At 70.2% G+C, this 26,357-nt stretch carries 22 protein-coding genes and 1 pseudogene; 7 read left to right on the top strand and 16 right to left on the bottom strand.

Annotation, left to right across the window (positions count from 1 at the left end; genetic code table 11):
* Positions 1 to 63: 63 nt before the first annotated feature.
* The 6 genes from ACIP63_RS25900 to ACIP63_RS25875 all read right to left on the bottom strand — a co-directional run bounded on the left by ACIP63_RS25900 (position 64) and on the right by ACIP63_RS25875 (position 6,569).
* Positions 64 to 789, bottom strand: a complete 726-nt coding sequence (locus ACIP63_RS25900) for an aspartate/glutamate racemase family protein (protein ID WP_401519943.1) — start codon at positions 787 to 789, stop codon at positions 64 to 66.
* 35 nt (positions 790 to 824) lie between these two features.
* Positions 825 to 2,315, bottom strand: coding sequence for an NCS1 family nucleobase:cation symporter-1 (locus tag ACIP63_RS25895; protein WP_401519940.1), 1,491 nt, complete (start codon positions 2,313 to 2,315; stop codon positions 825 to 827).
* A gap of 767 nt (positions 2,316 to 3,082) precedes the next feature.
* Positions 3,083 to 4,024 carry an SDR family oxidoreductase gene (locus ACIP63_RS25890; protein ID WP_401519938.1) on the bottom strand — a complete coding sequence of 314 codons (942 nt, stop codon included), beginning with the start codon at positions 4,022 to 4,024 and terminating at the stop codon, positions 3,083 to 3,085.
* Positions 4,025 to 4,154: 130 nt separating this feature from the next.
* Positions 4,155 to 4,802, bottom strand: coding sequence for an ABC transporter permease (locus tag ACIP63_RS25885; protein WP_401519935.1), 648 nt, complete (start codon positions 4,800 to 4,802; stop codon positions 4,155 to 4,157).
* A 73-nt stretch (positions 4,803 to 4,875) separates the two neighbouring features.
* Entirely contained in the window at positions 4,876 to 5,454 is a 579-nt protein-coding gene (locus tag ACIP63_RS25880) for a TetR-like C-terminal domain-containing protein (RefSeq protein ID WP_401519933.1), read from the bottom strand.
* A gap of 68 nt (positions 5,455 to 5,522) precedes the next feature.
* Entirely contained in the window at positions 5,523 to 6,569 is a 1,047-nt protein-coding gene (locus ACIP63_RS25875; protein WP_401519931.1) for a medium chain dehydrogenase/reductase family protein, read from the bottom strand.
* A 110-nt stretch (positions 6,570 to 6,679) separates the two neighbouring features.
* Here ACIP63_RS25875 and ACIP63_RS25870 point away from each other — a divergent pair, with 110 nt between their 5' ends.
* From ACIP63_RS25870 to glpK, 3 genes are all read left to right on the top strand, one after another.
* Positions 6,680 to 7,342, top strand: a complete 663-nt coding sequence (locus tag ACIP63_RS25870; RefSeq protein WP_401519929.1) for a TetR/AcrR family transcriptional regulator — start codon at positions 6,680 to 6,682, stop codon at positions 7,340 to 7,342.
* 380 nt (positions 7,343 to 7,722) lie between these two features.
* Entirely contained in the window at positions 7,723 to 8,571 is an 849-nt protein-coding gene (locus tag ACIP63_RS25865) for an MIP/aquaporin family protein (RefSeq protein WP_401519926.1), read from the top strand.
* 24 nt (positions 8,572 to 8,595) lie between these two features.
* Complete coding sequence (gene glpK, locus ACIP63_RS25860) at positions 8,596 to 10,113, top strand: glycerol kinase GlpK (protein WP_401519923.1); 1,518 nt, start codon at positions 8,596 to 8,598, stop codon at positions 10,111 to 10,113.
* 66 nt (positions 10,114 to 10,179) lie between these two features.
* Here glpK and ACIP63_RS25855 read toward each other — a convergent pair whose 3' ends face one another.
* From ACIP63_RS25855 to ACIP63_RS25840, 4 genes and pseudogenes are all read right to left on the bottom strand, one after another.
* Entirely contained in the window at positions 10,180 to 12,549 is a 2,370-nt protein-coding gene (locus ACIP63_RS25855; RefSeq protein WP_401519920.1) for a SpoIIE family protein phosphatase, read from the bottom strand.
* 268 nt (positions 12,550 to 12,817) lie between these two features.
* Positions 12,818 to 13,534 carry a type 1 glutamine amidotransferase domain-containing protein gene (locus ACIP63_RS25850; RefSeq protein WP_401519917.1) on the bottom strand — a complete coding sequence of 239 codons (717 nt, stop codon included), beginning with the start codon at positions 13,532 to 13,534 and terminating at the stop codon, positions 12,818 to 12,820.
* A 218-nt stretch (positions 13,535 to 13,752) separates the two neighbouring features.
* Positions 13,753 to 14,433, bottom strand: a pseudogene (locus ACIP63_RS25845) (alpha/beta fold hydrolase).
* A gap of 143 nt (positions 14,434 to 14,576) precedes the next feature.
* The gene (locus ACIP63_RS25840) at positions 14,577 to 15,182 is read right to left on the bottom strand and encodes a helix-turn-helix domain-containing protein (RefSeq protein WP_401519915.1); all 606 of its coding nucleotides are present in this window, start codon (positions 15,180 to 15,182) and stop codon (positions 14,577 to 14,579) included.
* Positions 15,183 to 15,323: 141 nt separating this feature from the next.
* Between ACIP63_RS25840 and ACIP63_RS25835 the strand changes: the two genes are divergently transcribed.
* Complete coding sequence (locus ACIP63_RS25835) at positions 15,324 to 16,310, top strand: alpha/beta fold hydrolase (RefSeq protein ID WP_401519913.1); 987 nt, start codon at positions 15,324 to 15,326, stop codon at positions 16,308 to 16,310.
* 490 nt (positions 16,311 to 16,800) lie between these two features.
* Here the strand turns inward: ACIP63_RS25835 and ACIP63_RS25830 are convergent, their stop codons facing one another.
* The 3 genes from ACIP63_RS25830 to ACIP63_RS25820 all read right to left on the bottom strand — a co-directional run bounded on the left by ACIP63_RS25830 (position 16,801) and on the right by ACIP63_RS25820 (position 19,166).
* The gene (locus ACIP63_RS25830) at positions 16,801 to 16,929 is read right to left on the bottom strand and encodes a hypothetical protein (RefSeq protein ID WP_401519910.1); all 129 of its coding nucleotides are present in this window, start codon (positions 16,927 to 16,929) and stop codon (positions 16,801 to 16,803) included.
* 252 nt (positions 16,930 to 17,181) lie between these two features.
* The gene (locus ACIP63_RS25825) at positions 17,182 to 17,865 is read right to left on the bottom strand and encodes a response regulator (protein ID WP_401519907.1); all 684 of its coding nucleotides are present in this window, start codon (positions 17,863 to 17,865) and stop codon (positions 17,182 to 17,184) included.
* Positions 17,866 to 17,867: 2 nt separating this feature from the next.
* Positions 17,868 to 19,166, bottom strand: a complete 1,299-nt coding sequence (locus ACIP63_RS25820) for a sensor histidine kinase (protein WP_401519905.1) — start codon at positions 19,164 to 19,166, stop codon at positions 17,868 to 17,870.
* A gap of 220 nt (positions 19,167 to 19,386) precedes the next feature.
* On the opposite strand from ACIP63_RS25820, the gene ACIP63_RS25815 reads away from it, so the two are divergent.
* The 3 genes from ACIP63_RS25815 to ACIP63_RS25805 all read left to right on the top strand — a co-directional run bounded on the left by ACIP63_RS25815 (position 19,387) and on the right by ACIP63_RS25805 (position 23,724).
* Positions 19,387 to 20,079 (top strand): ABC transporter ATP-binding protein, encoded by a 693-nt coding sequence (locus ACIP63_RS25815; protein WP_401519902.1) that lies wholly within the window; start codon positions 19,387 to 19,389, stop codon positions 20,077 to 20,079.
* Positions 20,076 to 22,526, top strand: coding sequence for an ABC transporter permease (locus ACIP63_RS25810; protein ID WP_401519899.1), 2,451 nt, complete (start codon positions 20,076 to 20,078; stop codon positions 22,524 to 22,526). The genes ACIP63_RS25815 and ACIP63_RS25810 overlap by 4 nt, the downstream gene beginning before the upstream one ends.
* Before the next feature lie 133 nt (positions 22,527 to 22,659).
* Positions 22,660 to 23,724, top strand: coding sequence for an MsnO8 family LLM class oxidoreductase (locus tag ACIP63_RS25805; protein WP_401519896.1), 1,065 nt, complete (start codon positions 22,660 to 22,662; stop codon positions 23,722 to 23,724).
* A gap of 544 nt (positions 23,725 to 24,268) precedes the next feature.
* Here the strand turns inward: ACIP63_RS25805 and ACIP63_RS25800 are convergent.
* Genes ACIP63_RS25800 through ACIP63_RS25790 form a run of 3 tightly spaced genes read right to left on the bottom strand, consistent with a single transcriptional unit; the run spans position 24,269 to position 26,335 of the window.
* Positions 24,269 to 25,093 carry a GvpL/GvpF family gas vesicle protein gene (locus ACIP63_RS25800; RefSeq protein WP_401519893.1) on the bottom strand — a complete coding sequence of 275 codons (825 nt, stop codon included), beginning with the start codon at positions 25,091 to 25,093 and terminating at the stop codon, positions 24,269 to 24,271.
* Positions 25,090 to 25,419 carry a gas vesicle protein K gene (locus tag ACIP63_RS25795; RefSeq protein WP_401519890.1) on the bottom strand — a complete coding sequence of 110 codons (330 nt, stop codon included), beginning with the start codon at positions 25,417 to 25,419 and terminating at the stop codon, positions 25,090 to 25,092. The genes ACIP63_RS25800 and ACIP63_RS25795 overlap by 4 nt, the downstream gene beginning before the upstream one ends.
* Positions 25,403 to 26,335 carry a gas vesicle protein gene (locus tag ACIP63_RS25790; RefSeq protein ID WP_401519887.1) on the bottom strand — a complete coding sequence of 311 codons (933 nt, stop codon included), beginning with the start codon at positions 26,333 to 26,335 and terminating at the stop codon, positions 25,403 to 25,405. Before ACIP63_RS25790 ends, ACIP63_RS25795 begins: the two co-directional genes overlap by 17 nt.
* Between the last annotated feature and the right edge of the window lie 22 nt (positions 26,336 to 26,357).

Genomic DNA, 26,357 nt, shown 5'->3' with positions numbered 1-26,357 from the left:
CGGGGCGTCGGCGAGGTGGGGGCGTCGGCGAGGTGCGCGGCTCCACGCCCCGCCTGATCCGCGTCAGTGGGCCGACGGGGGCCAGTTGACGATCCTCTTGGGACGCGGCGGCGCGTACGTGCGCACCTTCGAGGTTGTCAGCCCGAGGCGGACGAGGGACTCGGCGATGGTCACCGCGGCGCTCACACCGTCGACGACGGGGACACCGGTGCGTTCGACGACGCGCTCGGTGAGGCCGGACATGCCGCCGCATCCCAGGCAGATCACCTCCGCCCGGTCGACCTCCACTGCCTGGGCGGCCTGCTCCACGATGGCGTCGACAGCCGCCTTCTCGTCCCGTTCCAGATCGAGCACCGGGAGCCCGCTGGCCCGCACGGAGGCACAGCGCGCACTGAGACCCGCGGTGTGGAGGCGTTCCTCGATCAGCGGGACCGTGCGGTCGAGGCTCGTGACGACGGAGTAACTGCGGCCGAGGAACTGTGCGGTGCTCGCAGCCGCCTCGGTGATGTCGACGACGGGTACGTCGAGCAGTTCCTGCAACCCTTCCCGGCCGTGCTCGCCGTAGCCGGCCTGGATCACGGCGTCGAACGGTTCCGGGTAGGCGCGGACCGCTTCCATCACAGCTATCGCCGCGAGGTAGCTCTCGTAGTTGCCCTCGACGGACTCCGCCCCGAAGGAGGGGGTCAGGGGGACGATCTCGGTACCGGGCGCCGCCGCACCGGCCGCCTGCCTGCCGATCGAGTCGGTGATCGACTGCGTGGTGTTGACGTTGACGACGAGGATGCGCATGTCACGACCTTCGGTTCGGCGGATCGTTCGGTGGTTCATTCGGCGGCGACGGCGATGGCCTCGCCGTCCACGTCCCGCATCTGCGCGCCGCGGTCCGCCACGATCGTGTACAGCACGGCGGCGAGGAAGGCGCCCACGAACCAGGAGAAGCCGGCCGCGGCGTGGAAGAAGGGCACGAGGGCCACGACGACGGCGACTGCGGCACTGGGGACGAAGGCCGCTACGGCCCGGGGGTTGAAGCCGCGGCTGTAGTGGTACTCGCCCCGCGGGTCCTCGCTGTAGAGATCGGGCACGTTGATCCTGGACTTCCGCAGCAGCCAGTAGTCAGCCATGATCACGCCGAAGAGGGGCCCGAGGAGTGCGCCCAGCCCGCCGAGGAAGTAGTTCACGATCACCGGGCTGTTGTAGAGGTTCCACGGCAGGATCACCAGCCCGGCGACCGCGCTGACCACGCCTGCCCGGCGGAAGTTCAGCCGGCGCGGGAAGAGGTCGATGAGGGCGTAGATCGGCGCGACGAAGTTGGCCAGCAGGTTCACCGCGACGGTCAGCGCGATGAGGGCGAGCGAGGCCGTCGCCAGGAGGAACATGTTAGGGATGGTCCGGACGATGTCCGTGGGGCTGGTGATGACGTGCCCGTCGAGCTTGAACTGCGCCCCACTCAGCACCACCACGATGACGGCGAAGAAGAGCATGTTGAGCGGGATCCCGATCACGTTGCCGCGGACGATGGAGCCACGGCTCCTGGCGGACCGGGTGAAATCGCAGAAGTTCAGCACGAACGTCCCGTAGATCACCACCCACAGCGCGGCGGCCTGAAGGACCTGCAACCACATCGCTCCGCCGGTGAGCGGAGCGTCGACGGAGAGGGAGATCGAGCCGTCAGCCCGTACGAACATCCAGATCGCGAGGGCGAGCATGGTGAGCAGGGTCGTGGGCGCCGCGAAGGCCATGTACCTCCGGATCATCTGCATGCCGTAACTGACGATGAGGAGTTGCAGGGCCCAGAGGAAGAGGAAGGAGATCCAGCCGAGGGTCGACTGCCCGAGGAAGGAATTCGAGTCCAGGCCGTGAAGTCCGGGGAACAGTGCGATCAGCAACGTGCTCAGGACCGCTGAGGCGAGGTAGGTCTGGATACCGAACCAGGCGATGGCGACGACGCCACGGACGGCAGCCGGTATCTTCGCGCCCCTGATGCCGAACGCGATGCGGCTCATGACGGGGAAGGGGACGCCCGTCTTGTGCCCCATGAACCCTGACAGCGTCAGCAGCAGGAAGAGCAGCACCGACGCGAGTGCGAAGGCTGCCAGGATGCCCCACACGTTCAGTCCCAGAGCGAAGAGACCGATCGCGAAAGCGTAGTTGCCGAGGCTGTGGACGTCGTTGGCCCAGAGCGTGAAGACGTTGTACGCACCCCAACGGCGTCCCTGCTTCTTCGTCGGGGCGAGGTCGTAGGTGTACAGGACGGAGCTGGCGCCTCCGGCGTCCCCGGTGGCCGTCTCGGGCGGCCGGTCCTCCACAGCAGTCATCGATCGACCCTCGAGTATTCGCTAGGGGCCGCAACGAGGCCTGTTGATGGCCTACTTCAGAAGAAGGCTGCGCACCACGGCCCCTGGCGACCGAGAGAGGTTTCAGAGGTTTCCACCAAGTGGAAGTTGATTTCCGCAAACCAAAACGTAGTTTTCACCAAAGCGCAGCGTCAAGGGTTATGGGCAGGTGACTTCGACGGGGAGTGCGCAAGCCTGCCAGGAGCACGGACACAGGGAGCGCTCACACGGGTGACCTCGCCATGCGGCACAGGCCCGGAATTCATGTGGACCACGGAAGAGACAGCCGCGAAGTCCACGATGACCGGACGATGGGGGCGCACCTACGCGTGCGGGACCGCGAGGCGTTCACTCAAGATCACGGCCGAGGTGTTCCTGACCGCCTGGCGGAGCCGTTCACGAGTAGAGGCACGTAAGACTGTCCGCCGCCCTGACGGCTCAACATCCCCGCCACAGGCGGACAACGCCCAGCGACGCGTGCGCAGATGACGGACGGCGGACGGCGGACGGCAGATGGCGGCAGCGAAGACACTCGGCGTGACGAACACGCAACGGATCGAGGATGCGATCGGCAGCCGCGCATCGGCATCACCCGCCGCCGACCGAGCAGACCCTGAACAGCAAGCCGGGGGCAGGCCGCGAGCCCAGGGGTGGCTCTCCAGGGAGGCTGACACCTGGAGAGCCACCCCCGCCCCGCCGGCCCCACACCGTTTCGTACCGGTCGGGCGGGGCCTCGTATCGGCGGTGACTCAGACGGACGGGGTGTGGAAGTAATGGCCCTTGTCGAGATCACCGATGAGTCCGGGCTGCGCCGGAAGCCACCCCGTCAGCTCACGCGTCACCGCACTGGAGGCCGGCTGGTCGGTGGAGAGCACCATGGTGAGCCAGCCGAAGTGCTCGTCGGCCTCCTCCGGCGGCACGGAGGCCACCGGCACGTTCAAGTGCCGGCCGATGACCTCGGCGATGTCGCGGAGGGACACGCCCTCGTCGGACACGGCGTGCAATGTCGACGCCGCCGGGGCCTTCTCCAGCGCGACGCGGAACATGTCCGCGGAATCCAGGCGGTGGACAGCGGGCCAGCGGTTGCTCCCATCGCCGTAGTAGCCCGCCACACCCTTCTCGCGGGCCGTGCGGACCAGGGTCGCCACGAAGCCCTGGTCCCCTTCCCCGTGGTTGGTCCGCGGCAGGCGCACGACGGACGAACGTACGCCGCGGGAGGCGAGTGAGAGCACCCACTCGGCAGTGGCCATCCGGGCCATCGGGCCCGCGAGCACGGGATCGTCGGCGGCGCCCGGGGGAATCTCGTGCCCGTCGAGCTCGGTCGCCACCCGCCCGGGCACCGCGGGCGTGCCGGAGGCGAGGACGAACGGCTTGTCCGAACCGGCCAGCGCCTCTCCCATCGCCTCGACTGCGCGCCGGTCCCTGTCCGCCGCCCCCTTGAAGTCTCCGCCCAAGAAGGCGACTTCGTGGTCGAACGCGAGGTGGATCACGCCGTCCGCAGCTGCGGACGCACTGCTCAGGACATCCAGGTCATCGAGACTGCCGCGGACCACCGTGACCCCGGCCGCGGCCAGAGCGTCGGCGGAGGCATCCGAACGGGCGAGTCCGACGACCTGATGCCCCGCCCCGATCAGGTCGGGGACGACAGCGGAGCCGATCCAGCCGGATGCGCCGGTGACGAAAACACGCATGTGACACAACCTCCTTGTACCGCGAGCGGTACGACGAAACGAGCAATGTCAGTAACTGACATCAGCTTTAGCGTAACAGCTGATGACAGCTCCTGCCATCACATGCATGGACTCGCCCGGCGACCAGCCGTCACCGCACGAGACGACGGCGTTCGAGTGTCGCGGCGAGGGCGTACGCACCACCGCCGGCCGCGGTCAGCACCCAGTACAGGCCGGGGCTGCCGAGAAGGAGAGCCGCGGTGGAGGTCAGCGCGAGCCAGGTGCCGAGGCCGTAGTGCAGCAGGTTGCGGCGGACGGCCCCTTCCGCGACATAGAGCAGGCCGACGACGAAGCCGGAGCCGGTGGGCCAGAGAACGGATTGCAGATCGGGCGCGTCGAGGGTGGCAGCCAGGCCGGTTATGGCGAGGAAAAGGCCGGTGAAGGCAGTCACCCAGGCGACGCCGAGCAGCTTGCCGGAGAGTATGTCTTCCGGCTTCGCAGCGGCGCGCTGCGCCCGCATGGCGGCGGCCGTGGCCTGGAGGGTACCGGCCGCGAGCCCGGCCCCGAGGAGCGTCATGGGCAGCCAGCCGGGCAGGCCCAGTAAGGGGGTGGCCCCCTGGGAGACCGCGGCCGAGCCGTGCCCGAGGACGTAGGCGAGGCCGAAGCTGATGTAGGTGGCCCGGTTGTCCACGTCGCCCGGGAGAGGTGCGAGGGCGGGGCGATCGGTGGCGGTCGGCGGGACGGGGTTGAGCGGCGGGACAGGAGCGGGGAGGGACATGGTCGATTCCTCCGGGATCATGGAGTGGAGCATCAGAAGCGCACGGTGCTCGCGCTGAGCAACTGCGATGCGTGAGTGCGTCGTTCAGGCGAGTTCAGGTCCGACGCGGGGCGGTGTGGGACAGCGGGGCTACGCAGCGCCGCACGAAATCGGCGGGCCAGGGAAAGGCGCGGGAAGCACCACGCTGGTGGGCCGGCCCGTGCAGCCCCAACCAGAGGGCGACCGCGTCCGCGTAGGGGGCGGCGCTGGTCGAGCGACCGGCGGTGACACAGTCGGCGAGGACACCGGCGGGGATCCGCGGGGGTTCCGCGCCGAGACGGGCCAGGTCGTCGGCGACGACGGGGTTCCGGAGTCCGCCGAACATGGCGCGGTAGCGGCCCTGGTGAGCAGCGGCGAAACCGGGATGGGCGTGGCAGGCGGCATACAGGCCCCGCTCGGCGTCGTCGGCGCCTTCCGCGGCGGCATCGAGCCGGTCCGCCAGGTCGGCGAAGGCGTCACGGACAACGGCGACCATGATGGCCTGCGGGTCGGAAAAGTGCGGGTAGACCGAGGGAGCGGCGATCGCGATCCCCCGCCGCCCGCGCCACGGCGCGCAGAGCCATCGTCCGTTCGTCACCGCGGTCGAGCAGGCCGGCCGCCGCAGCCAGGATGCCGGCGCGCAGGTGGTCACCATCGCCCCGGCGGTTGCGGGGGCGGACAGCCCGCCGGAATCGCGTCGAACGGGCCGGGGCGCCCATGCCGTCAGGCATCCGGGAGGATGACGACCTTGCCGATGACGGTGCGGGATTCCGCGAGGGCGAGTGCCGAGGCGGTATCGGCCAGCGGGAAGCGGGCGGCGATCTGCGGGGTGAGGGAGCCGTCGGCCAGCAGTCGCAGCACATGGGTGAGGTCCTCACTGAGGCGGCCGTGCCAGGCGGCCCGGCGGAGCCGGCGGCCCGCCCAGAAGTTGTAGAAGTGTGCGCTCCTGCCGTTGGGCAAGGTGTTCCAGGCGGCTATCCGGCCGAACAGCTTCAGGACCGGTAGTTGCGAATTGCCCTCCTCGTCCTTGGTCGCGGCGGTGCCGTACGAGACCAGCGTTCCGCCGCGGCGCAGCAGCCGCCAGGACCGCTCCAGCCCGTCACCTCCGACATGGTCGAAGACGGCGTCCACCCCGTCCGGCGCGTGCTGCCGGATCCGGTCGTACAGATCGGGGTCGCGGTAGTCGACAGGGGTCGCGCCCAGCGCGCGCACGGTCTCGTGGTGACGCTTCGAGGCCGTACCGATCACCGTGATGCCGGCGTGCCTGGCCAGTTGCACGAGCGTGGAGCCCACCCCGCCGTTGGCCCCCAGGACCACGATGATCCCGCCTGTGGGGGTCTCGGCGATCCGGTGGAGCATCTGCCAGGCGGTGATTCCGTTGACGACCAGGGTCGCGGCGGCGGCTGCGTCCAAACCGTCCGGCACCGGCAGCAACTCCGTCACGTCGATGAGGAGGTGGCTGGCCCATGCCCCCGTCTTGGTCACGGCGGCGAAGCGGCGCCCCGTCAGCGCCGCGTCCACACCGGCACCGGTGGCGGTGACCGTGCCCACGAGGTCGTAGCCGGGCACGAAGGGGAACGGCGGCTGGTCGTAGTACTTCCCGCGCCGCATCTGCTGCTCGGCGAACGCGACGCCGGTCGCGTTCATCTCCAGGAGGACCTGCCCTTCGGCGGGAGCCGGAAGGTCACGGGTGCGGAGCTCGAGGCCGTCCGGCTCGACGGTGCCCGGCAGGACGATCTCAGTGACACGGGTGGTGGCTGTGCTGGTCATCGCGGAACCCCTTGACGCTTCGCCTGTTTGCTTACGGCCGTAAACCTACAAGCGTCTACCGAAGTCCGCAAGGGGCTGCCCCAATAAACTTCACTGTGTAAGGTGACAGCATGGAACACACCGGAACAGCCGCCTCATCCACACCTGGACCGGCACGCGCGCGCAACCGCCGCGGCGAGGGCGGGCGCCTGCGCGACGACATCATCGCCGCCGCGGTGGAGCTGCTCGACGAGGCCGGCGACGAACGCGCCATCACCCTGCGGTCGGTCGCACGCAAAGTGGGGATCGCCGCCCCGTCGATCTACCCGCACTTCCCCGACCAGCCGGCCATCATGCTCGCCGTCGTGCGCCAGGAGTTCACCGGACTGGAGAACAAACTGCGCTCCATACTGGGCGAGACCGACGAGGACCCACGGCGGCGCCTGTACGCCGTGTGCAACACCTACCTCGAATTCGCCCGGCTCCACCCCGAGCGGTACCGCACGATGTTCGGCGGGCTCTGGGTACCGGACCTGGGGGACAGCTCGCTGACCAGGCAGGACCTGGCCACCCTCGGCATGGAGACCATGCAGATCCTGGTGGACACCCTCGGCGACTGCGTCGCCGGCGGTTACTCCACCAGCAAGGACCCCTCCGCCGACGCCGTCGCACTCTGGCTGGGCCTGCACGGACTCGCCCATCAGCGCGCCGTGACCCGCGCCTTCCCCTGGCCGGAGGACATCGAGGACCGCATCATCACCACACTCGCGCACCTGGACACCGCCGACGCGTGAGCCGGCCGGAGCGAGCAGGGCAGAGCTCTCCACCGGCTCCTCCGAGCCTCCGCCCTGCTTGCCGAGCCCGGCCCCCTCGGTCCGAGGCCGCCGCAACGACCCTTCCGAGCGACGGCCTCGGCGAGGGGGCCGGAGCCGTCAAGGGGGCCCGCAGCCCGCCGTGGCCGATCCGGCACGCCGGCTCCACGGCAGTTCCGCACCATGACCCCCGGAGGACCGCCCGGCACTCCCGCCCGACGATGGAGCCCGCCACATCCGCCTCCACGGAATGTCCCAGGGTGAATTCCTCCCGATATGCACCTTTATGTGAGGCGTCTTAGCCTGCTCATATTGCCGGGTGATAGTCGACAGCCGGTCCGGCCGGCGGAGGGCGAGCTTCCATGGCTGAGCGCCGTGCAGGATCCGGTTTGCTGGGCGAGTTGTCAGCAGAGTTCGTGGGCACGATGATCCTCATCCTCTTCGGATGCGGTGTGGTGGCCCAAGTGGCGGCGGGCGGCGCACTGACCGATCCGCCCGGCGGTCTCGGAGACCACGACAGCATCGCCTGGGCCTGGGGCCTGGGTGTCACCTTGGGCGTCTACGTCGCGGCGCGGCTGAGCGGGGCCCATCTCAATCCCGCGGTGACCGTCTCACTCGCCGCGTTCAAGGGCTTCCCATGGAGCAAGGTGGCTCCGTACGCGCTCGCCCAGACGGCCGGAGCGTTCGTGGCCGCCCTCCTCGTGCGCTGGAACTACAGCGAGGCGCTGGCGAAGGCCGACCCCGGACACACCGTCAAGACACAGACCGTGTTCTCCACGCTCCCGGCCAACGGCAACTCGGCGCTGCCGGTCCACGAATGGGGTGCCTTCCGCGACCAGGTCATCGGGACCGCCATCCTGCTGCTGCTGATCATGGCCATCACCGACATGCTGAACACCCCGCCAGGTGCGAATCTGGCCCCGTTCGTCATCGGCCTGGTCGTGGTCGCGATCGGGATGGCGTGGGGGACCAACGCGGGCTACGCGATCAACCCGGCCCGTGACTTCGGCCCCCGGCTGGCGAGCTTCATCACCGGGTACAACGGAGCATGGCGGGATCAGTACGGAAATCTCTACTTCTGGGTACCCATCGTCGGCCCCCTGGTCGGCGGGCTGCTCGGCGCGGGTCTGTACAAGGGCCTCGTCGGGCGGTTCCTGCCGGCCGCCGAGCCGGAACCACCGGGACGGGTCCCGGCGAGCGAAGACCGATAACACCGGCCGGAGAGGTGGCACATCATGGCGGACTTCATCGGCGCGGTGGATCAAGGGACCACCAGCACCCGATTCATGATCTTCGACCACGGCGGCAACGAAGTCGCCAAGCACCAGCTGGAGCACGCCCAGATCCTCCCCCGCTCCGGCTGGGTGGAGCACGACCCGGTGGAGATCTGGGAGCGCACCAACTCGGTGATGCAGAACGCCCTGCGCTACGGCGGCCTGTCCCCCCAGGACCTGGCGGCGATCGGCATCACCAACCAGCGTGAGACCACGGTGGTCTGGGACCCGCGCAACGGGCGGCCCTACTACAACGCGATCGTCTGGCAGGACACCCGGACCGACGCCATCGCGGCGAACCTCGAACGCACGGGCCAGGGCGAGGTCATCCGCCGTAAGGCCGGACTGCCTCCGGCCACCTACTTCTCCGCCGGCAAGATCCAGTGGATCCTGGAGAACGTCGACGGTGTACGGGAAGCGGCGGAGGCGGGCCACGCCCTCTTCGGCAACACGGACGCCTGGGTCCTGTGGAACCTGACGGGCGGCCCCGACGGCGGCATCCACGCCACCGACGTGACCAACGCGAGCCGCACCATGCTGATGAACCTGGAAACCCTTGACTGGGACGAGGAACTCCTGGGCTTCTTCGGCATTCCCCGGGCGATGCTGCCGACGATCAATCCCTCGTCGCACCCGGAAGCCTTCGGCGCCACACGCACCTCCCGGCCGCTGCGTGCCGCCGTCCCCATCGGCGGGGTCCTCGGCGACCAGCAGGCGGCGACGGTCGGACAGGTCTGCTTCTCCCCCGGCGAGGCCAAGAACACCTACGGCACGGGCAACTTCCTGGTGCTCAACACCGGCACGGAGCTGGTCCGCTCCCAGCACGGTCTCCTCACCACCGTGGCCTACCAGTTCGGCGACAGCCCCGTGGTCTACGCGCTGGAAGGATCCATCGCGGTGACCGGCTCCGCGGTGCAGTGGCTGCGCGACCAGATGAAGATCATCAAGACCGCGGCCGAGAGCGAGGACCTCGCCCGTACGGTCGACGACAACGGCGGGATGTACTTCGTCCCCGCGTTCTCGGGCCTGTTCGCCCCCTACTGGCGCTCCGATGCCCGGGGAGCGATCGTCGGCCTGGCCAGGTACAACGACAACGCGCACCTGGCACGGGCCACACTGGAAGCCATCTGCTACCAGAGCCGCGACGTGGTCGTGGCCATGGAACAGGACTCCGGCGTCCACCTCGATGTGCTCAGGGTCGACGGTGGTGTCACCGCCAACAACCTCTGCATGCAGATCCAGGCAGATGTCCTCGGCGTCCCCGTCAGCCGTCCCGCCGTCGCGGAGACGACCGCGTTGGGCGCCGCCTACGCGGCCGGACTGGCAACGGGCTTCTGGCGGGACACCGACGAACTGCGCACCCACTGGCACGAGTCCGAGCGGTGGGAACCCCAGTGGTCCGATGAACAGCGCGCGGACGGTTACGCGGGCTGGAAGAGGGCCGTGGAACGCACTCTGGACTGGGTGAAGGTCCCCTGAGCGTCGGCGCTGCCAAGAGAAACGCGGAGGGCCCGGCCGCCCCTCCGCGGAGGGCCCGGCCGCCCCTCATGGTGACTCTTCCGGGCCCTCGATGAGCTGCTCCGTCCAGATGGTCTTGCCTGAGGCCGTGTACCGGCTGCCCCAGCGGTGGGTGAGCTGGGCGACGAGGAACAGCCCCCGGCCGCCCTCGTCGGTGAGACGGGCCCTGCGCAGATGGGGCTGCGTCTGGCTGGTGTCGGACACCTCGCAGATCAGCCGTCGGTCCTTGATGAGACGGAGCAGCACCGGACCACCGGCGTAGCGCATGGCATTGGTGACGAGTTCACTGACGATCAGTTCCGTGGTGAACACGAGATCGTCGAGCCCCCACCGGGTCAGCTGGCCGGCCGTCTCGGCCCGGGCATCCGCGACCCGCTCGATGTCCGCGGGATACTCCCACGCGGCCACCGCCCCTCCGGCCGAAGCCCGTACGCGCGCCACCAGCAGAGCCGCGTCGTCGTCCGGCGGCTCGCCCAGGAAGGGGGCGAGGAGGGCCTGCCCCAGATCCTGCACCGGCAGCGGGTGGCGCGCACCGGGCGCCGGCCCGGCCTCGAACCGCTCGGCGAAGGCATCACGCGCTCCGTCCTGGTCGAGTGAGCCGGCCAGGAACGCGAGGACGTCTCCGGGTGCGATGTCCAGCTCCACGGGTTCGAACGGAGCACCGCCGAGCCCCAGGGCGGCCCCCGCGGGGAGCTTCACCGTCCCGGCCGCGCCACCGTCCGCGGGTGCCAGCAGCGGGGCCGGATGCCCGGCGCTCGCCATGGAGCAGCGGCCACCGACGGGGTCGTACACCGCGTAAAGGCAGGTGGCGCCGCGCACGGAGCCGTCCTTCGCCTCCGGCAGCTGCTGGTCGGCGAGCCGTACGACCAGGTCGTCGAGGTGGGTCAACAGCTCGTCGGGGGCGGGGTCGAGGTCGGCGAGGGTGCGTACGGCGGTCTGCAGGCGCCCCATGGCAGCGGCGGCGTTCAGCCCATGACCGACGACGGTTCCCACCACGAACGCCACCTGGGTGGAGGACAGGGTGATGACGTCGAACCAGCTCCCGCCGGTACCGGCCGCCGTGCGCCCCGGTACGTAGAAGCCCGCGGTGTCGGCCGCGGTCACCGCCAGCACCGGCTGCGGGAGAAGGCTGCGCTGCAGCGCCTCGGCCATGCGGCGCTCCTGGGTGTAACGGCGGGCGTTGTCGATCGCCAGGCCCGCCCGGGAACCGATGTCCTCGGCGAGCACCGCGGCCTCGTCGTCGAACGGCGCACGGTCCCCCGTGCGCCAGAGCGCGACCGCGCCGAGCACCCGGCCCCTGGCGTGCAGGGGCACGACCATGAACGACGTGGCACCTGGAGCCAGCAGCAGCCGCTTGCGGCTCTCGTCGTCCCCGATCCGCGCCCTGATCTCGGAGATGTCCCGGGCGAAGCGCGCGGAGCCCGCGCGCAGCGTCTCGCTCTCCGTCTCCTGGACCCGGACGACCGAGTCGAGGGGATACAGCGCGGTGGGCCAGTGACCGTCACGCGCTGCCGCCGCCACACGCAGCAGCGACGCGCCGACCAGCAGATCACCCGGCTCCTTGCCCACCAGGACCGTCTCCGTCACGTCCACCGCGGCGAAATCCGCGAACTCGGGCACGAGCAGGTCGGCCAGCACTTCCGCGTTGCGCCGGACGTCGAGGGACTGACCGAGGCTGGAGGACGCCGCGGCCACCAGAGCCGAGTGCCGGCGTGAGCGCTCCTGCTCCGTCACGTCGGTGAACGTGACCACGACACCGTGGAACGTCCCGTCCCTGCCCCGCAGCGGCAACGCCGAGACGGACACGCTCCGCTCACGGTGGGGGCTCTCTGCGAGCCGGGCACTGCTCACGAAGTTGGTGAGTGCTTCCCCTGTTTCGGCGACCCGGCGCAGACGTCCTTCGATACGGGCGCCGTCCTCGGGTACGAGCAGACTCCTCAGGCTCTGCCCCAGCGGACCCCCCTCCGCCTGCGAAAGCAACGGGCCGGGCTCGCCTGGGACGGGATTGGCCCTGACCATACGGAGGTCGGCGTCATGGATGGCGATGCCCATCCCACTCTGGGTGAACATGGCCCGCAGCAGTGCTTCGTCCTCGTCACGACGATCGGCCACGGCCAGCGGCATGAGCCGTACGAGGAACGCCGGCCGTGGGGAGGCGTCCAACGGAAGCAGGTCCAGGCGCACGGCCGACGACTCCCCGGACCCGCGCCGGAGCCCGGCCCGCACGGAGGTGCAGGACGCCTCCGTCGCGCGGTCGCGCAGCTCTTCCCAGACGCCCGGCTCGGCGAAGAGGCCGTCGGCACTCGCGCCGCGCAGCTCTTCGGCAACCACTCCGATCAGTGCCGCGGCATCGGCTGTGCACCCCTGGATCGTCCCGTCCTGGTCGACCACGAGCACGGCGCTGTCCTCCGGGCAACCGGGGTCCCGGCCTGGAGTCTGCTCGCTTCCGCTCACTCGTCGATCACTCCCGGGCTGCGGTCACACCGGCTGCGTATCGGCATCTCTTCTCCCGGGACCGTACGCGCGCAGCCCCTGCCGGCTCTCCCCGGTCATTGTTCCGCAGCCCCTGCGTGTCCGCCTTTCGGCCGTGCCCACCCGTGCAGACGCGCACAGCCGCCCGCCGGCCACTCGCCGGGAGAGTCGGGGGGTCTCTCAGCTGCCGCCCTTACGGGACCACCGGCGCCGGACCGCCGAGCTTCTTGAGCAACTCGGCGGCGAGCGAGCCGGATGAGGCGGGGTTCTGGCCGGTGACGACGTTGCGGTCGACCTGGACGTGCGGCGCCCACGGCTCGCCCACCTCGACCTTCAGACCCGCTTCGGTGAGCCGGTCCTGCAGCAGCCACCTCGCTGTGTCGGCGTTCCCGGCCAGCCGCTCCTCGGTGTTGCTGAAGGCGGTGATCCGGTAGCCGGCGTAGGCGTTCGTCCCGTCCTCCTTGACCGCGGCCAGCAGTGCGGCCGGACCGTGGCACACCACGCCGACCGGAAGGCCGGACTCCACCGCCTGGGTGAGGATGCGGCCGGAGTCGGCGTCGACCGCCAAATCCTCCATCGGGCCCTGCCCGCCGGGCACGTACACCGCGTCGAAGTCCCCCAGCCGCACCTCGGAGAGCGCCAGCGGGCTACCGAACTCCGCAGCGCCTTCCACCACGGCCCGGACCGCGGCGGCGTTCTCGTCACCGCCGTTGGCCCCGGCGCTGAGACTGGCCGGGTCCACCGGCGGCACCACGCCGCCCGGAGTGGCCACGGTGATCTCATGGCCCGCGGCCTTGAACGCCTCGTACGGGATGACCGCCTCGTCGGCCCAGAAACCGGTGCGCTTCTTGCCGCCGTCGGCCAGCGTCCGCTGGTCGGCACCGGTCATCACAAAAAGGATCTTCGCCATGTGCTCTCCTGGAAGGGTTCCGCTCCGCGTGGTCACCTCCCGCGACGGAGGCCGTCGCCGGGCGGCACCGTGGCGACTCCCACGACGTTAGCCCCGTACGCCGTGGGAGTACCAACAGTGTTGCCGATCCGGGCCATCGGAACTCCGAATGGGAAGGATCGGCACCGTGCACCGTGGGGCCCGGGCCGCGACCGTGACGCCCACGGGGACCGCCGAATCTAGGAGTTGGCGGCCTGTGCGAGAACGCGAGCGAGTTCGTGGGGGCGGGTCACCATCGGCCAGTGGCCGGAGTCGAGGTCCACATACTCGAGGTGGGTGACGCGGGCGAGCTCAGGACTCTCACCGGCGGCGACCCACTCCTCGGCCTGGGCAGGCGTGAATTCGGGGCAGACAACCACGACGGGTACGCCGAAGCGGCGCTCGTCGGTCAAGCGTACGGTTCTCTGGCGACCGCCTCGGGGACAGGGACGGCGGCGGCCGCGAAGCGGCCCCGGGTGGGCTGGTCCAGGTCGGCGGCGTCCGCACCCTCGAAGGGATCCCAGCCCGGGAAGGCATGGAGCCGCCCTCGATCGCGAAGTGATCGGCGTAGGCCCGCCCGTCGTCGGCGGGGAAGCCGCCGATCAGGGCGACCTTGGCCACCTTCTCCGGTCGTGCGTCGGCGGCCGGCCAGGCCAGGGCCGATACTGCGGAGTGCCCGGCCACCAAGGGCGGCCCGGGGGCCGCGTCAACTGCGGCAACCACTGCTTTCAGCTGCTCGTCGAGCGTCGCGGAGGCGGCGCCGTCGCCCTGGCCCGGGAGGGTGAGCGGCACAGGATGGTGGCCGAGCGCGGTGAGTTCGGGCACGACCGCGTTTAGGCGGATCCGTCGAGCCACAAGCCGCCGATGAGCAGAACGTCCATGGTGGTTCTCCCGCAATGGAGTCGCATCTGGTTTCCGGCACGCTACCGGGAGGCTCTGACACCGGGCTCGGGCCGGAATGCGGCCCTCGAAACGGCGGCTCGCCCCCGCTCCGGCGGCCCTACGGGGCACAGCACCCGGAGGGCTACCGTGCTCCGCGGCCGGGGGCCGGCAGGGTCCGCGGCCGTAGTCGTTCACCCTGCGGCCCGAACAGGATCAGGTACTCGACCGGCTCACCGGGGCCGGCGTTCGCCACCCCGTGCAGGATGCGGGTGTCGAACTCGGTGACGTCCCCGGCGGCCAGCACAAGATCCTGCTCGCCCAGCGCGAGCCACAGTCGCCCGTACAGAACACACAGCCACTCGTAGCCCTCGTGGGAGACCTGCCGGGGCCGCGCGGGCAATTCCTCGACGGCGGGCAGCACATGCTTGTGGGCGTGCAGGCCGCCGACGTACCGGGTGAGCGGCAGCACCGCCTTGTCGTCCCCGAAGCTGTGCAGCGGCGTGGTGCGGCGCGCGGGGGCGGGAGCGGTGCCGGCCAGCTCGTCCAGGGAGATGCCGTACTCCTTCGCCAGCCGCAGCACGACCTCCAGGGTGGGCTTGCGCCGACCGGTCTCGATCCGCGACAGCGTGCTCGGCGAGATGCCGGTCGCACGGCTGGTACCGGCGAGCGTGGCGCCGTGCTGCTCGCGCGCGGCTCGCAGTCTGGGTCCCATCGCCACCAGAGTGCCGTCCAGGTCTTCGCCTGCCACCGTTCCCGTTCCTCCCACCCTCACCGCTCAATCGCCCTGGACTGCGATCTTGCCAGAATGGCAACGCTGATCGCGTCGGGGGCCGCCGCACCGCATGATCGACAGGTAACCGCGTCCGACCCGCGAACCGAGGAGAAGGCCATGCAGCCCGAACCGACCGCCGAGCTCCGCCACCGCACCGTCGAGACCCCGGCCGGGCGCCTGCACCTGGTCGAGCAGGGCACCGGCCCGCTGGTCCTGCTCGTGCACGGCTTCCCCGAGTCCTGGTACTCCTGGCGCCGCCAGCTCCCGGCCCTCGCCGCCGCCGGCTACCGGGCGGTGGCGATCGACGTGCGCGGCTACGGCCGATCCTCCAAGCCCGCAGCGACCGACGCCTACCGGATGCTCGACCTGGTGCAGGACAACGTGGCAGCGGTGCGCGCCCTCGGCGAGGAGAGCGCGGTGGTCATCGGCCACGACTGGGGTTCCGGCATCGCTGCCTCCTCCGCCCTGCTCCACCCCGAAGTCTTCCGCGCCGTCGGCCTGCTGAGCGTGCCCTACGCGCCGCCGGGCGGTCCCCGCCCCACCGATGTCTTCGGCCAGATCGGCGGCCCTGAGCAGGAGTTCTACGTCTCCTACTTCCAGGAGCCCGGCCGCGCCGAAGCGGAGATCGAGCCCGACGTCCGGGGCTGGCTCGCCGGCTTCTACGCGGCGTTGTCCGCCGACACCATGCCCGCCCAGGGGGACCCCGACCCACACTTCGTCACCCACGGCGGCCGACTGCGCGACCGCTTCCCCACGGGCAGGCTTCCCGCCTGGCTGAGCGAGGACGACCTCGACGTCTACGCCGCTGAGTTCGAGCGCACCGGCCTGACCGGCGCTCTCAACCGCTACCGCAACATGGACCGCGACTGGGAAGACCTCGCCCCTCACCGCGGAGCCCCGGTCAAGCAGCCGTCCCTGTTCATCGGCGGCACCCTCGACGCCTCCACCACCTGGATGGCCGACGCCATCGACGCCTACCCCACCACCCTGCCCGCCCTGTCCGCCTCCCACCTGCTGGAAGGCTGCGGCCACTGGGTCCAGCAGGAACGCCCCGCCGAGGTCAGCCGCCTGCTGACCGACTGGCTCACCACCCTCCAGGGCTGAACCGGCCACGCCTGGCCCCCGGACGGTCTTCCTGCGAGTTCATGGCAGTCACCTCCCGGTCGGAAGCACGGCCTGTGCGGCGGCTTGAGTGTCCTCGAACAGATGAAGGCGTTCGATGCGCCCGTCACGGGCCGTCAGGTGGAAGGCCACAGGGGTCGTGAAGCGGCGTCCGGTGGACTTGACCGTGTGCGTGAACCGGCCGAAGGGCCGCCTCGTCGCCGTCCACGACGGTGTGGCCGATCTCTGATGCACTCGCGCCCTCGACGAAGACCGGCCATAGGGGCGCGGAAGCACGCGGAGACCTCTTCGCGACGCGACCGCGCACCCGTCCAGGGGAGACCGCTGTCGCCAGGGACGAAGCAGTCGATGTCATCGGCGAACAGGCCGGCCAGGCCCTCGGCGTCCCCGGCTGCCAGCAGGGCGAGGAAGCGACCTGACGTCCAGGAAACCTGGAGTGATCAAGATCTGACGGGAAGCGCCCAGCCTCACCTCAGTGGTAGCCACCGAGGTGCACGATCGGCGTCGGAGCACCTGCCTCGTCGCACCCCAAGGCGATCCAGCGGCCGTTGCGGTCATCGATCCAGGCCAGGAGCGACAGCTCTCCGGCGAAATGGTTCACGAAGTGCCGGACTTGACCGGTTTCCGGTCGGCGATGGTGCAGCCGTCGTCCACCCCTGCCAGAGCCCGTCGCCGGGCGTGTGAAGGCATGACGGGAGCGCCGGGCGCGGGTGCGGGCAGGCGAGCAGGCTTCCCTCGTTGCAGCTGAAGACCACGCCTTCCGCATCGATCTCCAGGCGCTGTTCGACCGTGCTCGACCGGTTCCGGCGGCCGTCCGGTCACTGGGGCGTACGACCCCTGACCTCGGAATCAATTACCTGGGCGTCCCACCCGGGGCGACAAGCCCTGTCTCGTAGGCGAAGACGACGGCCTGGACGCGGTCGCGCAGGTCCAGCTTCGACAGGATGCGGCCGACGTGGCTCTTGACCGTAGTGGGGCTGAGGAACAGCCGGGAGGCGAGTTCGGAATTACTGAGGCCCGTCGCGAGCAGGCGGAGCACCTCGAGCTCGCGCGGAGTCAGGCTGGCCAGATCGCGGTGCGGGGCGATGGCCTGCGGTTCGTCGTGACGTGCGAAGCGCTCGATCAGCCGACGAGTGATCGAGGGCGCGAGGAGAGCGTCGCCGGTCTGCACCAGGCGCAAGGCGGAGACCAGATGTTCGGGGGTGACGTCCTTGAGCAGGAAGCCGCTGGCGCCGGCCGTGAGCGCGGCGTAGACGTAGTGGTCGAGGTCGTATGTGGTGAGGATGATGACCCGCGTTCCGTCCGGGCCGGCATCGCCGATGATGCGCCTGGTGGCCTCGATGCCGTCCATCTCCGGCATCCGGATGTCCATGAGGACGACGTCGGGCCGCGTACGGCGAACCGCTGCGACAGCCTCGGCCCCGTCGGCCGCCTCAGCCGCCACCTCGATGCCCTCCGCGGCGAGGATCATCTTGAAACCGGTGCGTACGAGGGCTTGGTCGTCGGCGATGACGGCACGCAGCGGTGGTTGGTCCATGTTCATACGGCACTCCGAGGGATACGGGCCAGGACCCGGTAGCCGCCGGCGTCTGTCGGCCCGGCCGTCAGCTCGCCCTTGTAGACGGCCAACCGCTCGCGCAAGCCCATATGGCCACGGCCGTTACTCTCCGCCGGCGGGGCGGCCTTGGCACCGCCGGTGTCCGTGACCTCGATCTCCAGACAGCCGTCGGCGCAACCGATGGCGACGGACGCCTGCGCGCCGCGGGCATGCTTGATCGTGTTGGTCAGCGCCTCCTGTACGACGCGGTACGCCGCGAGGTCCACCCCCGGTGGCAACGGATCCGGCGACAGCGACACCCCGACGCTCACAGGCGTCCCGGCAGCGCGTACTCGTGCGACGAGCGCGTCGAGCTGCGCGAGCCCGGGCTGGGGCTCCAGGCCGTCGGGCCTCTCGAGGTCCGGGGTAGCCAGCAGGCCCATCACGTGGCGGAGTTCGGCCATGGCGGCCCGACCGCCCGCCTCGACGGCCAGCAGCGCCTCTTTCGACTGCTCGGGCGCCATGTCCATCACTTTGCGGGCCGCGCCGGCCTGGATCACCATCACGCTCACATTGTGGGTCACAACGTCGTGCAGTTCGGCGGCGATGCGGGCACGCTCCTCCTCGACTGCACGGCGCGTGGCCTCCTCCTGAGCGGCCTGCAGTTCAGTGACCCGCTCCCGGCTGAACGCCAGCCGCAGTTGCAGGAAACGGACGAGGCTGGCCAGCATCCCTGCGACCAGGAGCACGAATCCCGGGCTGGACCATCCGGGAAGCACGGGTTCAGCGTCGCGGAAAGCAAAACCGGACAGCGCGGCGGCGATCACGAGGACGGCGATCGCCGCTATCCGGTAACGGCTGTACACGACGGCGCTGTAGGCGGCGATGACACAGGCCAGGACGGTGATCCAGGAGGCGGAGCTGCTGATGGCCAGTGCTGCGCCGAGCACCACCACGAACAAGGTCAGCGGATACCGGCGCCGGGCTGCCAACGGCAGCGTCGACAGGACGACCAGGGCCCAGGGCGTGGAGGAGGGTCCTTCCTCCACGGGCACCTGACCAGGGTCGGGCGGCGGGGGCGGGGCGGGGACCCCGGTCCCGACGTCCACCGTAGGGGGGTTGATGTTCACCGGCCCGCCCCCGGGATAGCGCACCGCCACGAACAGGGCGACGACGGTCAGTACGACCGCCAGCACCACATCGGCGCGCACCGCTCGCCGGGACAGCGGGGCGGCCTTCGCCTCCGGGCGTAGCGCGTCGATGAGCTCCTGATGCCGGCTCCGCCGGCCTTCCGTCTCCATCCGTGCATTGTGGTGCGCCTTCCGCTCGGCCCGCGTCGGCCTGTCCGGCCAGGGCACTGCCCCCAGATGCCTACTTCTCAGGTATGACTCCGCGGCCGAATCCTCCGCAGGAAGGGCTTGATGCTGGTTCTCCGGCCGACGCGCCCCGTACGCGGCACCTCTAGGTTCGCAGGACCGGCAACGGCATGTGCTCTCGCGACCGTAAGGACGGACAACTCTTATGCATCAAGTGATCGAACTGGAGGGTGTGGCGAAGCGCTACGACAGCTCTGGCGCGCCGGCGCTCGGACCTCTCACACTCGGCGTCGCCAAAGGTGAGGCCCTTGCCGTCACGGGCCCTTCCGGCAGCGGTAAGTCCACTCTGCTGAACCTCGTCGCCGGCCTGGACAAGCCGACCGATGGCGCGGTGATCGTGGCCGGGCGACGGATCGACCAGTTGAGCGAGCACGCCCTCGCCAAGTTCCGTCGCGAGCACATCGGCATGGCCTTCCAGTTCTTCAATCTTCTCGACGACCTCACCGTCACCGACAACATTCAGCTCCCGGCCCAGCTGACCGGGACCGGTCGGCGCAAGGCCGCGGCCCGCGCGGGTGAGCTCATGGACATGCTGGGCATCCAGAAGCATGCCCGCGCCTACCCCGGCAGACTGTCCGGAGGTGAACGCCAGCGGGTCGCGGTCGCCCGGGCCTTGGTCAACCGGCCCGCGCTGCTGCTCGCCGACGAGCCCACCGGCGCGCTCGACACCGCCTCGGGCAACAACGTCCGCGATCTGCTGATGGATCTGCACCGGGCCGGACAGACCATCGTGCTGGTGACGCACGACCTGACGCTGGCGAAGGCATGCGCGAGCCGCGCTATTCACCTGGTCGACGGTCACGTCGCCCTCGACTCCCACGCGCAGGCCGTCCGATGAGCCTGTTCGGTACCGGCGCGCTGGGCCGGGTCGTACGCTCCGGGGTGGGCCGGCGACGGGTGCAGACCGTGGTGATCGCCGTGGCCACGATGATGGCCGTGGCCTCGGCCGTGGTCGCAGGGTCGCTGATGGTCGCCGCGGCCGCTCCCTTCGATCACGCCTTCAAGGAGCAGCAGGGCTCGCACATCACCGCGCAGTTCGATCCGGCCAAGGCGAGCGCGGCGGAGCTGGCGAAGACCGGAAAGCTGCCCGGCGTCGCCGCGAGCGCGGGACCGTACCCGTCCACGTCGGTCCGTCCGGTGGACCGGGCGGGCTTCCGACTGCCGACGCTGACCCTGGTCGGGCGGTCCGGCCCCGACGGCGCCGTGGACCGGGTGGATCTGAAGTCGGGCCGGTGGACGCAGAAGCCGGGCGAGATCGTGCTCGACGCGTCGTTCGAGGGGCCCGCCGTCGGGATCGGCACCCCCGTGAAGACGTCGGACGCCAAGGACGCCCCGACCCTCTCGATCGTCGGCTTCGCCTTCTCCGCCGGCAAGAGCGCCGACGCCTGGGCGGTCCCCGCGCAGGTCGACGCGCTGGCGTCGGAGGGCAACCCGGTCGCGAGTCAGATGCTCTACCGCTTCGACTCCGCGAGCACGAAGCAGCAGATCATCGCCGACCGGAGGAAGCTCGCCGCCTCCGTGGGGCCCGGAGCGCTCCTTGGGACCCAGTCCTGGCTGGACACCAAGCGCGCCGCTGATCAGGGCGCGGCGGCCACCGTCCCGTTCGTGACGGCTTTCGGCGCGCTCGGCATCGTGATGTCGGTGATCATCGTCAGCAGTGTGATCAGTGGCGCGGTCGGCACCGGCCTGCGCAGAATCGGCATCCTCAAGGCCATCGGCTTCACTCCGCGCGAGGTCGTGCGCGCCTACGTGGCCCAGGCGCTGATCCCGGCCGTCGCCGGCATCGTCCTGGGTGTCGCCCTGGGCAACCTCCTGGCAGTGCCACTGTTGTCCGACACGGAGTCGGTGTACGGCGGCGTCTCGCTCTCGGTGGCCTGGTGGGTGGATGTCGCCGTGCCGGCCGCAACCCTGGTCGTCGTGGGGCTCGCGGCGCTGATTCCCGCGCTGCGGGCCGGAAGACTGCGGACGGTCGAGGCCATCGCGGTCGGCCGGGCGCCGCGCACGGGACGCGGCCGGTGGGCGCACAGGGCGATGGGGACGCTGCCGCTCCCGCGACCGGTGACCTACGGTCTCGCCACCCCCTTCACGCATCCGGTACGCAGCCTCGCGATGCTGCTCGCGGTGGCGTTCGGCACGGTCGCGGCGACGTTCGCGGTGGGTCTTACCTCGTCCCTGAACGCGATCGGCACCTCGCAGGACCCCGAGAACCGTGCCGCGGTCACGGTCACGACGACCAAGGCGATCGAAGTCGCTCCCCCGCCGCCTCCTCCTGTGGGGGGCGACGCGGGAGATCCTCCTCCCCCCGGCAGCAGCGAGTCGGGCCCACCTCCCGTGGGGAACAGCGCGGCGAGCACGTCCAAGAAGCCCAAGGTCGCCGACCCGTCGAAGGTGCGGTCCGCCGTCACGTCGCAGCCGGGCACAGAGTCGTACTACGGCAAGGCCCAGACCGAGGTCGCCGTGGCGGGGGTCTCGGGATCGATCCAGGCCAGCCTCTACGAGGGCGATTCGCGCGCCGGCAGCTACGAGATGCTCTCCGGGCACTGGATCACCGGCAAGGGACAGGTCGTGGTGCCCTCACGCTTCCTGGAGAGGACCAGCACCAAGCTCGGTGACACGGTGCGGGTGACCTACGAGAAGGAGACAGCGAATCTGCGGATCGTGGGCGAGTCCTTCGACACGTCGGGCAGCCAGCTGGAGATCCACGCGGACATGGCCGACTTCAAGTCGGCCGAGCCCAGTACCTTCCTCGTCGAGACGAAGGCCGGCGTCTCCGCCCACGAGTACGCCCAGAAGGCCGCCGCGGTCGTACAGCCGCTGGGTGGCGACGCCACGCCCGGCTCCGAGTCCGGACAGGACGGCGTCATCCTCATCATGGCCGCGATGGCGGTGCTGCTCACCTTCATGCTGATCATCGTGGCCGGTCTCGGCGTGCTCAACTCCGTGGTCCTCGACACCCGGGAACGTATCCACGACCTGGGTGTCTGCAAGGCGATCGGCATGACACCGCGGCAGGCCCTGAGCCTCGTGCTCGCCTCGGTGGCCGTGATCGGCGTGTTCGGCGGGCTGCTCGGCGTGCCCGTGGGGTACACGCTGCACCACGTCGTCATGCCGGTGATGGGGCGCGCCGTGGGCACCGGCCTGCCGTCGCTCGTCCTCGATGTGTACGAACCTGTTCAGCTGCTCCTGCTGGGACTGGGCGGGGTCGTGATCGCGGTGCTGGGCGCGCTGATTCCGGCCGGCTGGGCGGCCAGGGCCCGTACGGCCACGGCGCTGCGCACCGAGTAGCGCCCCGCGGAGCGCGAGCCGCTGGGGCCGATCCGCCAGGCCCCCGGACCGGGCTGCCCGCTCCGGCAATGACAGCCCTGCACTGGCGTACCGTCGGCCCTGTCCACGCGTCGACGCCAAGGAGTGCCCACCTGTGAAGTTGTCGATCATCGACCTCGGGACGGTCGCGCCCGGCACCACGGAGACGGATGCTCTGGCCGATTCCCTCAAGGGCGTTCGGCACGCTGAAGCGCTGGGGTTCCACCGGGTGTGGTTCGCCGAGCATCACCTGAGTCGATCGGGCGCATCCCACCACCCCGAACTGCTGATCGCGGCCGCGGCCACGCCGAGCTCGACCATCCGATTGGGTTCGGGGGCGGTGCTGATGAACCACTACAGCCCGTTCAAGGTCGCTGAGATGTTCAAGCAGCTCGAGGCGATGGCCCCGGGACGGATCGATCTGGGCATGGGCCGCGCCACCGCTGGACCGGTGCTGGACCTCGCGCTGCAGCAGAACCGACAGCAACCCGCCCAGGCCGACCACCAGCAGCAGGTGCTGGAGACGCTGGCTTGGCTCTACGAGACCTTCCCCGGCGACCACCCTTTCGCCGGACACCCGTTGATGACCACCGTGCCCGCGGTCCCGCAGACCTGGCTGCTCGGTTCCAGCCCGAACGGAGCGAATCTGGCCGCGGGTCTGGGCATCGGCTACACCTTCGCCGGGTTCATCAACCCGACGAGCGCGGCACCGGCGCTGCGACGCTACCGTGAGTCCTTCCGGCCTCAAGGCTTCGGCCTGGGCTCGCCACGCGCGATCCTCGCGGTCAATGTCGCCGTCGGCGACACCACCGCCGACGGTCTTCACCTGGCGAACTCCCCCAAGGGTTACTACGCCCGTCTGGCCCGGGCCGGACGTAAGGCCGGATCGGTCATGGTGCCCACCCCCGACGACGCCGCCGGGGAGCTGACGCAGGCCGAGAGGGACGAGCCCGTCACCATCGTGGACGGCCGGTGGCCCAAGTTCGTCGCCGGCGGACCCGACGACGTCCGCGCCACCCTGGAGCAGATGATCGAAGAAAGCGCCGCCGACGAGATCATGGTCCAAGACCTCATCGCCGACCCCGCTGCCCGCCGCCGCTCCCACGAGCTCCTCGCCCAGGCGTTCGGTCTGGCGCCGCGACCGGCTCCCTCCGTCGAGGCTGCGGAGACGGCACGGTGAGACTCGGAGGACTACTTGGGTGGGGATCTCGCTGCGCCCAGTTCGTGGGCCGGTGAGTTGACTGCGATGCAGGGGCGGTTCGCACCGGATCACCAGGTCGGAGCCACGCGAGTCCGCTGTTGCCTGTGTGCGGAGGCTCACAGCGCCGCCGGAGCGGAAGAACGGCCGGCCGCCGGCTCAGGAGGCGGGTCACGCAGGTCCGGGACCGTATCCCTCCGCTGTTGAACCGGATCGAGTGGAACGCCGACGCGTTCCTGGGCCATGTGCGTGACCACGTGGTCGAACAACCCGGCGATCCGGGTGCGGTCCTGATCGTGGACGACACCCGCTTCCCGAAGAAGGGCGCCGGCCGGCCAAGCGGGGTGAGCGGCACTGGTCTTCAACTGCCGTCACGGGGCGGCTCGTACGTCAACGACGCCCGGACGTCCGACGGCAACCGCACGACATCGGCCCACAGGATTTCTTCATGGACAGCCGCGCCGTCACCTGGGCACGGCACTCCCGCGCGCCCGTACAAGAAGGCGGCACCAGGCTTGATGTCACCTCAGGACGCGTTTTCGGCGGCCCGCTCGGCACCGGGCTGAACCTCGGTGAAGGAGTAGGGCGGCCACGGGCCGAGGAAACGCACCCGCAGGGCGGGGTACTCCTCGTCCAGTTCGGCGAGGACCAGCCCCAGCGAGTCCACCTCGCTCTCCCGGACGAGCAGCGCCACGGTCAGCACGTCGGTCTCCTCCGCGTTGCGCACCGAGCGCCGTCGCTCCAGAAGATCCTCCGCCACTGCGGTCAGCCGGCGGCGGGTGGCGGCGTAGAGCCGGTCGGCGAAGGATTCGGCGCTCTCCCGGCGCAGGCCCTCCAGGCGTTTGCCAAGCAGCCGCCGCAGGCCGGGCGGACTGCTCTCCATCTGCGCGGCCAGCTCGCGGGCTCGGCCGTCCTCGGCAAGGGCTTCGGTGTTGTCGAGCGTGATCTCGACCCTGTACTCGGCCAGCCCGTGCAGGGCGGACAGCCTGCTGGTCAGGTCCTCGCGGTGCGATACCAGCCAGCTCCGCAGACGCTCCTCGGCGCTCTGGTCCTCGCCGTCCCCGCCCACGCCCGCGGGGACCAGCACGTTGAACGTCATGGGCAGCACGCTCCCGGCGGCTCGCCATGCCGCCTCGACCGCCCGATCGTGGGCCGCGATCCACCGGCGTACAGCGTCGTCAGCCCCTTCGTAGGGCTGGGCCTCGGCGTGGTGGACGAGCGCGGCGAGTCCGCCGGCCTCGTCCCGGCAGAAATGCAGAGGGCTGTCCTCGATACCGGCCCCCAGCGGCGCCGGGGCCGGCCCCGGGTCGGGCAGAAGGGCGTACACGTACAGGGCGTCGGGGCCGCTCATCGCAGCCCCTCCTGCGGTCCCGCCTCTTGGGCCCAACGCGACGGATTGACCAGCTTGTCGACGACGTCGTCGACCACTTCGTCGAGACCACGGTGGATGTCGGCGACGGAAACGGTGATGCCGTGCTCCTCCTTGATCTCGGTCATGGCCTCGTCCAGCTCCAGAAGCGCATCTCCCAGCCGGTTGAGCTCCTCCGGCGAGAGGTCACCGCCCTCCATACGCCGCAGAGCCTGGCGTTCGAGGGCTTCCTGGATGACTTCCACGAGCGTGACCACGAGGGAGAGGACCCCGTGTTTCAAGCTCTTCTCGTCAACGGTGAGTGTCATCGCTCGTCTCCTTCGTGGTCGTCATCGCAGCCGTGGCGCCGGACCCGGCGTCCGGGGCCGCCGCTGTACGCAGGTGACCGGCCCACACCTGCGCGTCGTCGGCGGCCAGCACGACCTCCCCGTCGGGGGTCTGCAGGACGAAGGCACGCGTATGGCCGCCCGGAGTCTTACCCGACGTCATCTGTACGTCCAGGATCTCCCTGGCAGCCACGGACACCGCGGGCCTCGCGTCCAGCGGAGACTTCCAGGTGAACACACCGGAATCAAGCTTCCCCTGGCCGCCTCGCCACAGGTACTCCCCGCGCCGCGGCTCGTGATACCAGAGGTAACCCTCCTGTACGGAGCCTCCTCCGGCAGGCGCCACAACGTGCGGGGCCCTCGACCGCACATGCGGTGCCTGTTGCCGCAGCTTTTCGTGGAAGGTCTCCGGCTCGGCTGCCGACAGCACCGCGCTCCGGCCATCGGCCAGTTCCACGCACACCCGGGTACGCTCCTCACCACCGACGGACGCCTCCGTCTGCAAGCGGGTGGAGCGGATATCGGTGAGCTCCGCCTCCCACAGCACTTCCCGCGGCTCGCGTCGCTGGACGAGCACCCGCCGGTCGGTGAGGAACAGCGTGCCCGGCCGCCACGAGTTGTACAGGGCCCCTTCGTCGTAGTGGCCGCCGAACATGCGGGCGACCAGGGTCTCGCCGGAGGCCAGCTCCGCCTTGGCGCTCGCGCTGCGCTCGGCCCAGGCCCGGGTGTCGGCGTCCCACTGCCGGAGCATCCCGTACTCAAGCATCGTCTCCATGCCCGCGATGGCAGCCCGGACGTTCACGCCGATCAGGGGGATGTCCGCCACCGCGATGATGAGGTCGAGGTGGAGGACGGCCCCCTTGTTGAACACGACCTCAAGAAGATCGTCCAATGTCACCCGGGGATCCCGGGTCGGCTTC

The organism is Streptomyces sp. NPDC088746, from assembly GCF_044751065.1.
GTDB lineage: Bacteria > Actinomycetota > Actinomycetes > Streptomycetales > Streptomycetaceae > Streptomyces.
This window is presented reverse-complemented; position numbering and strand designations above follow the sequence as displayed.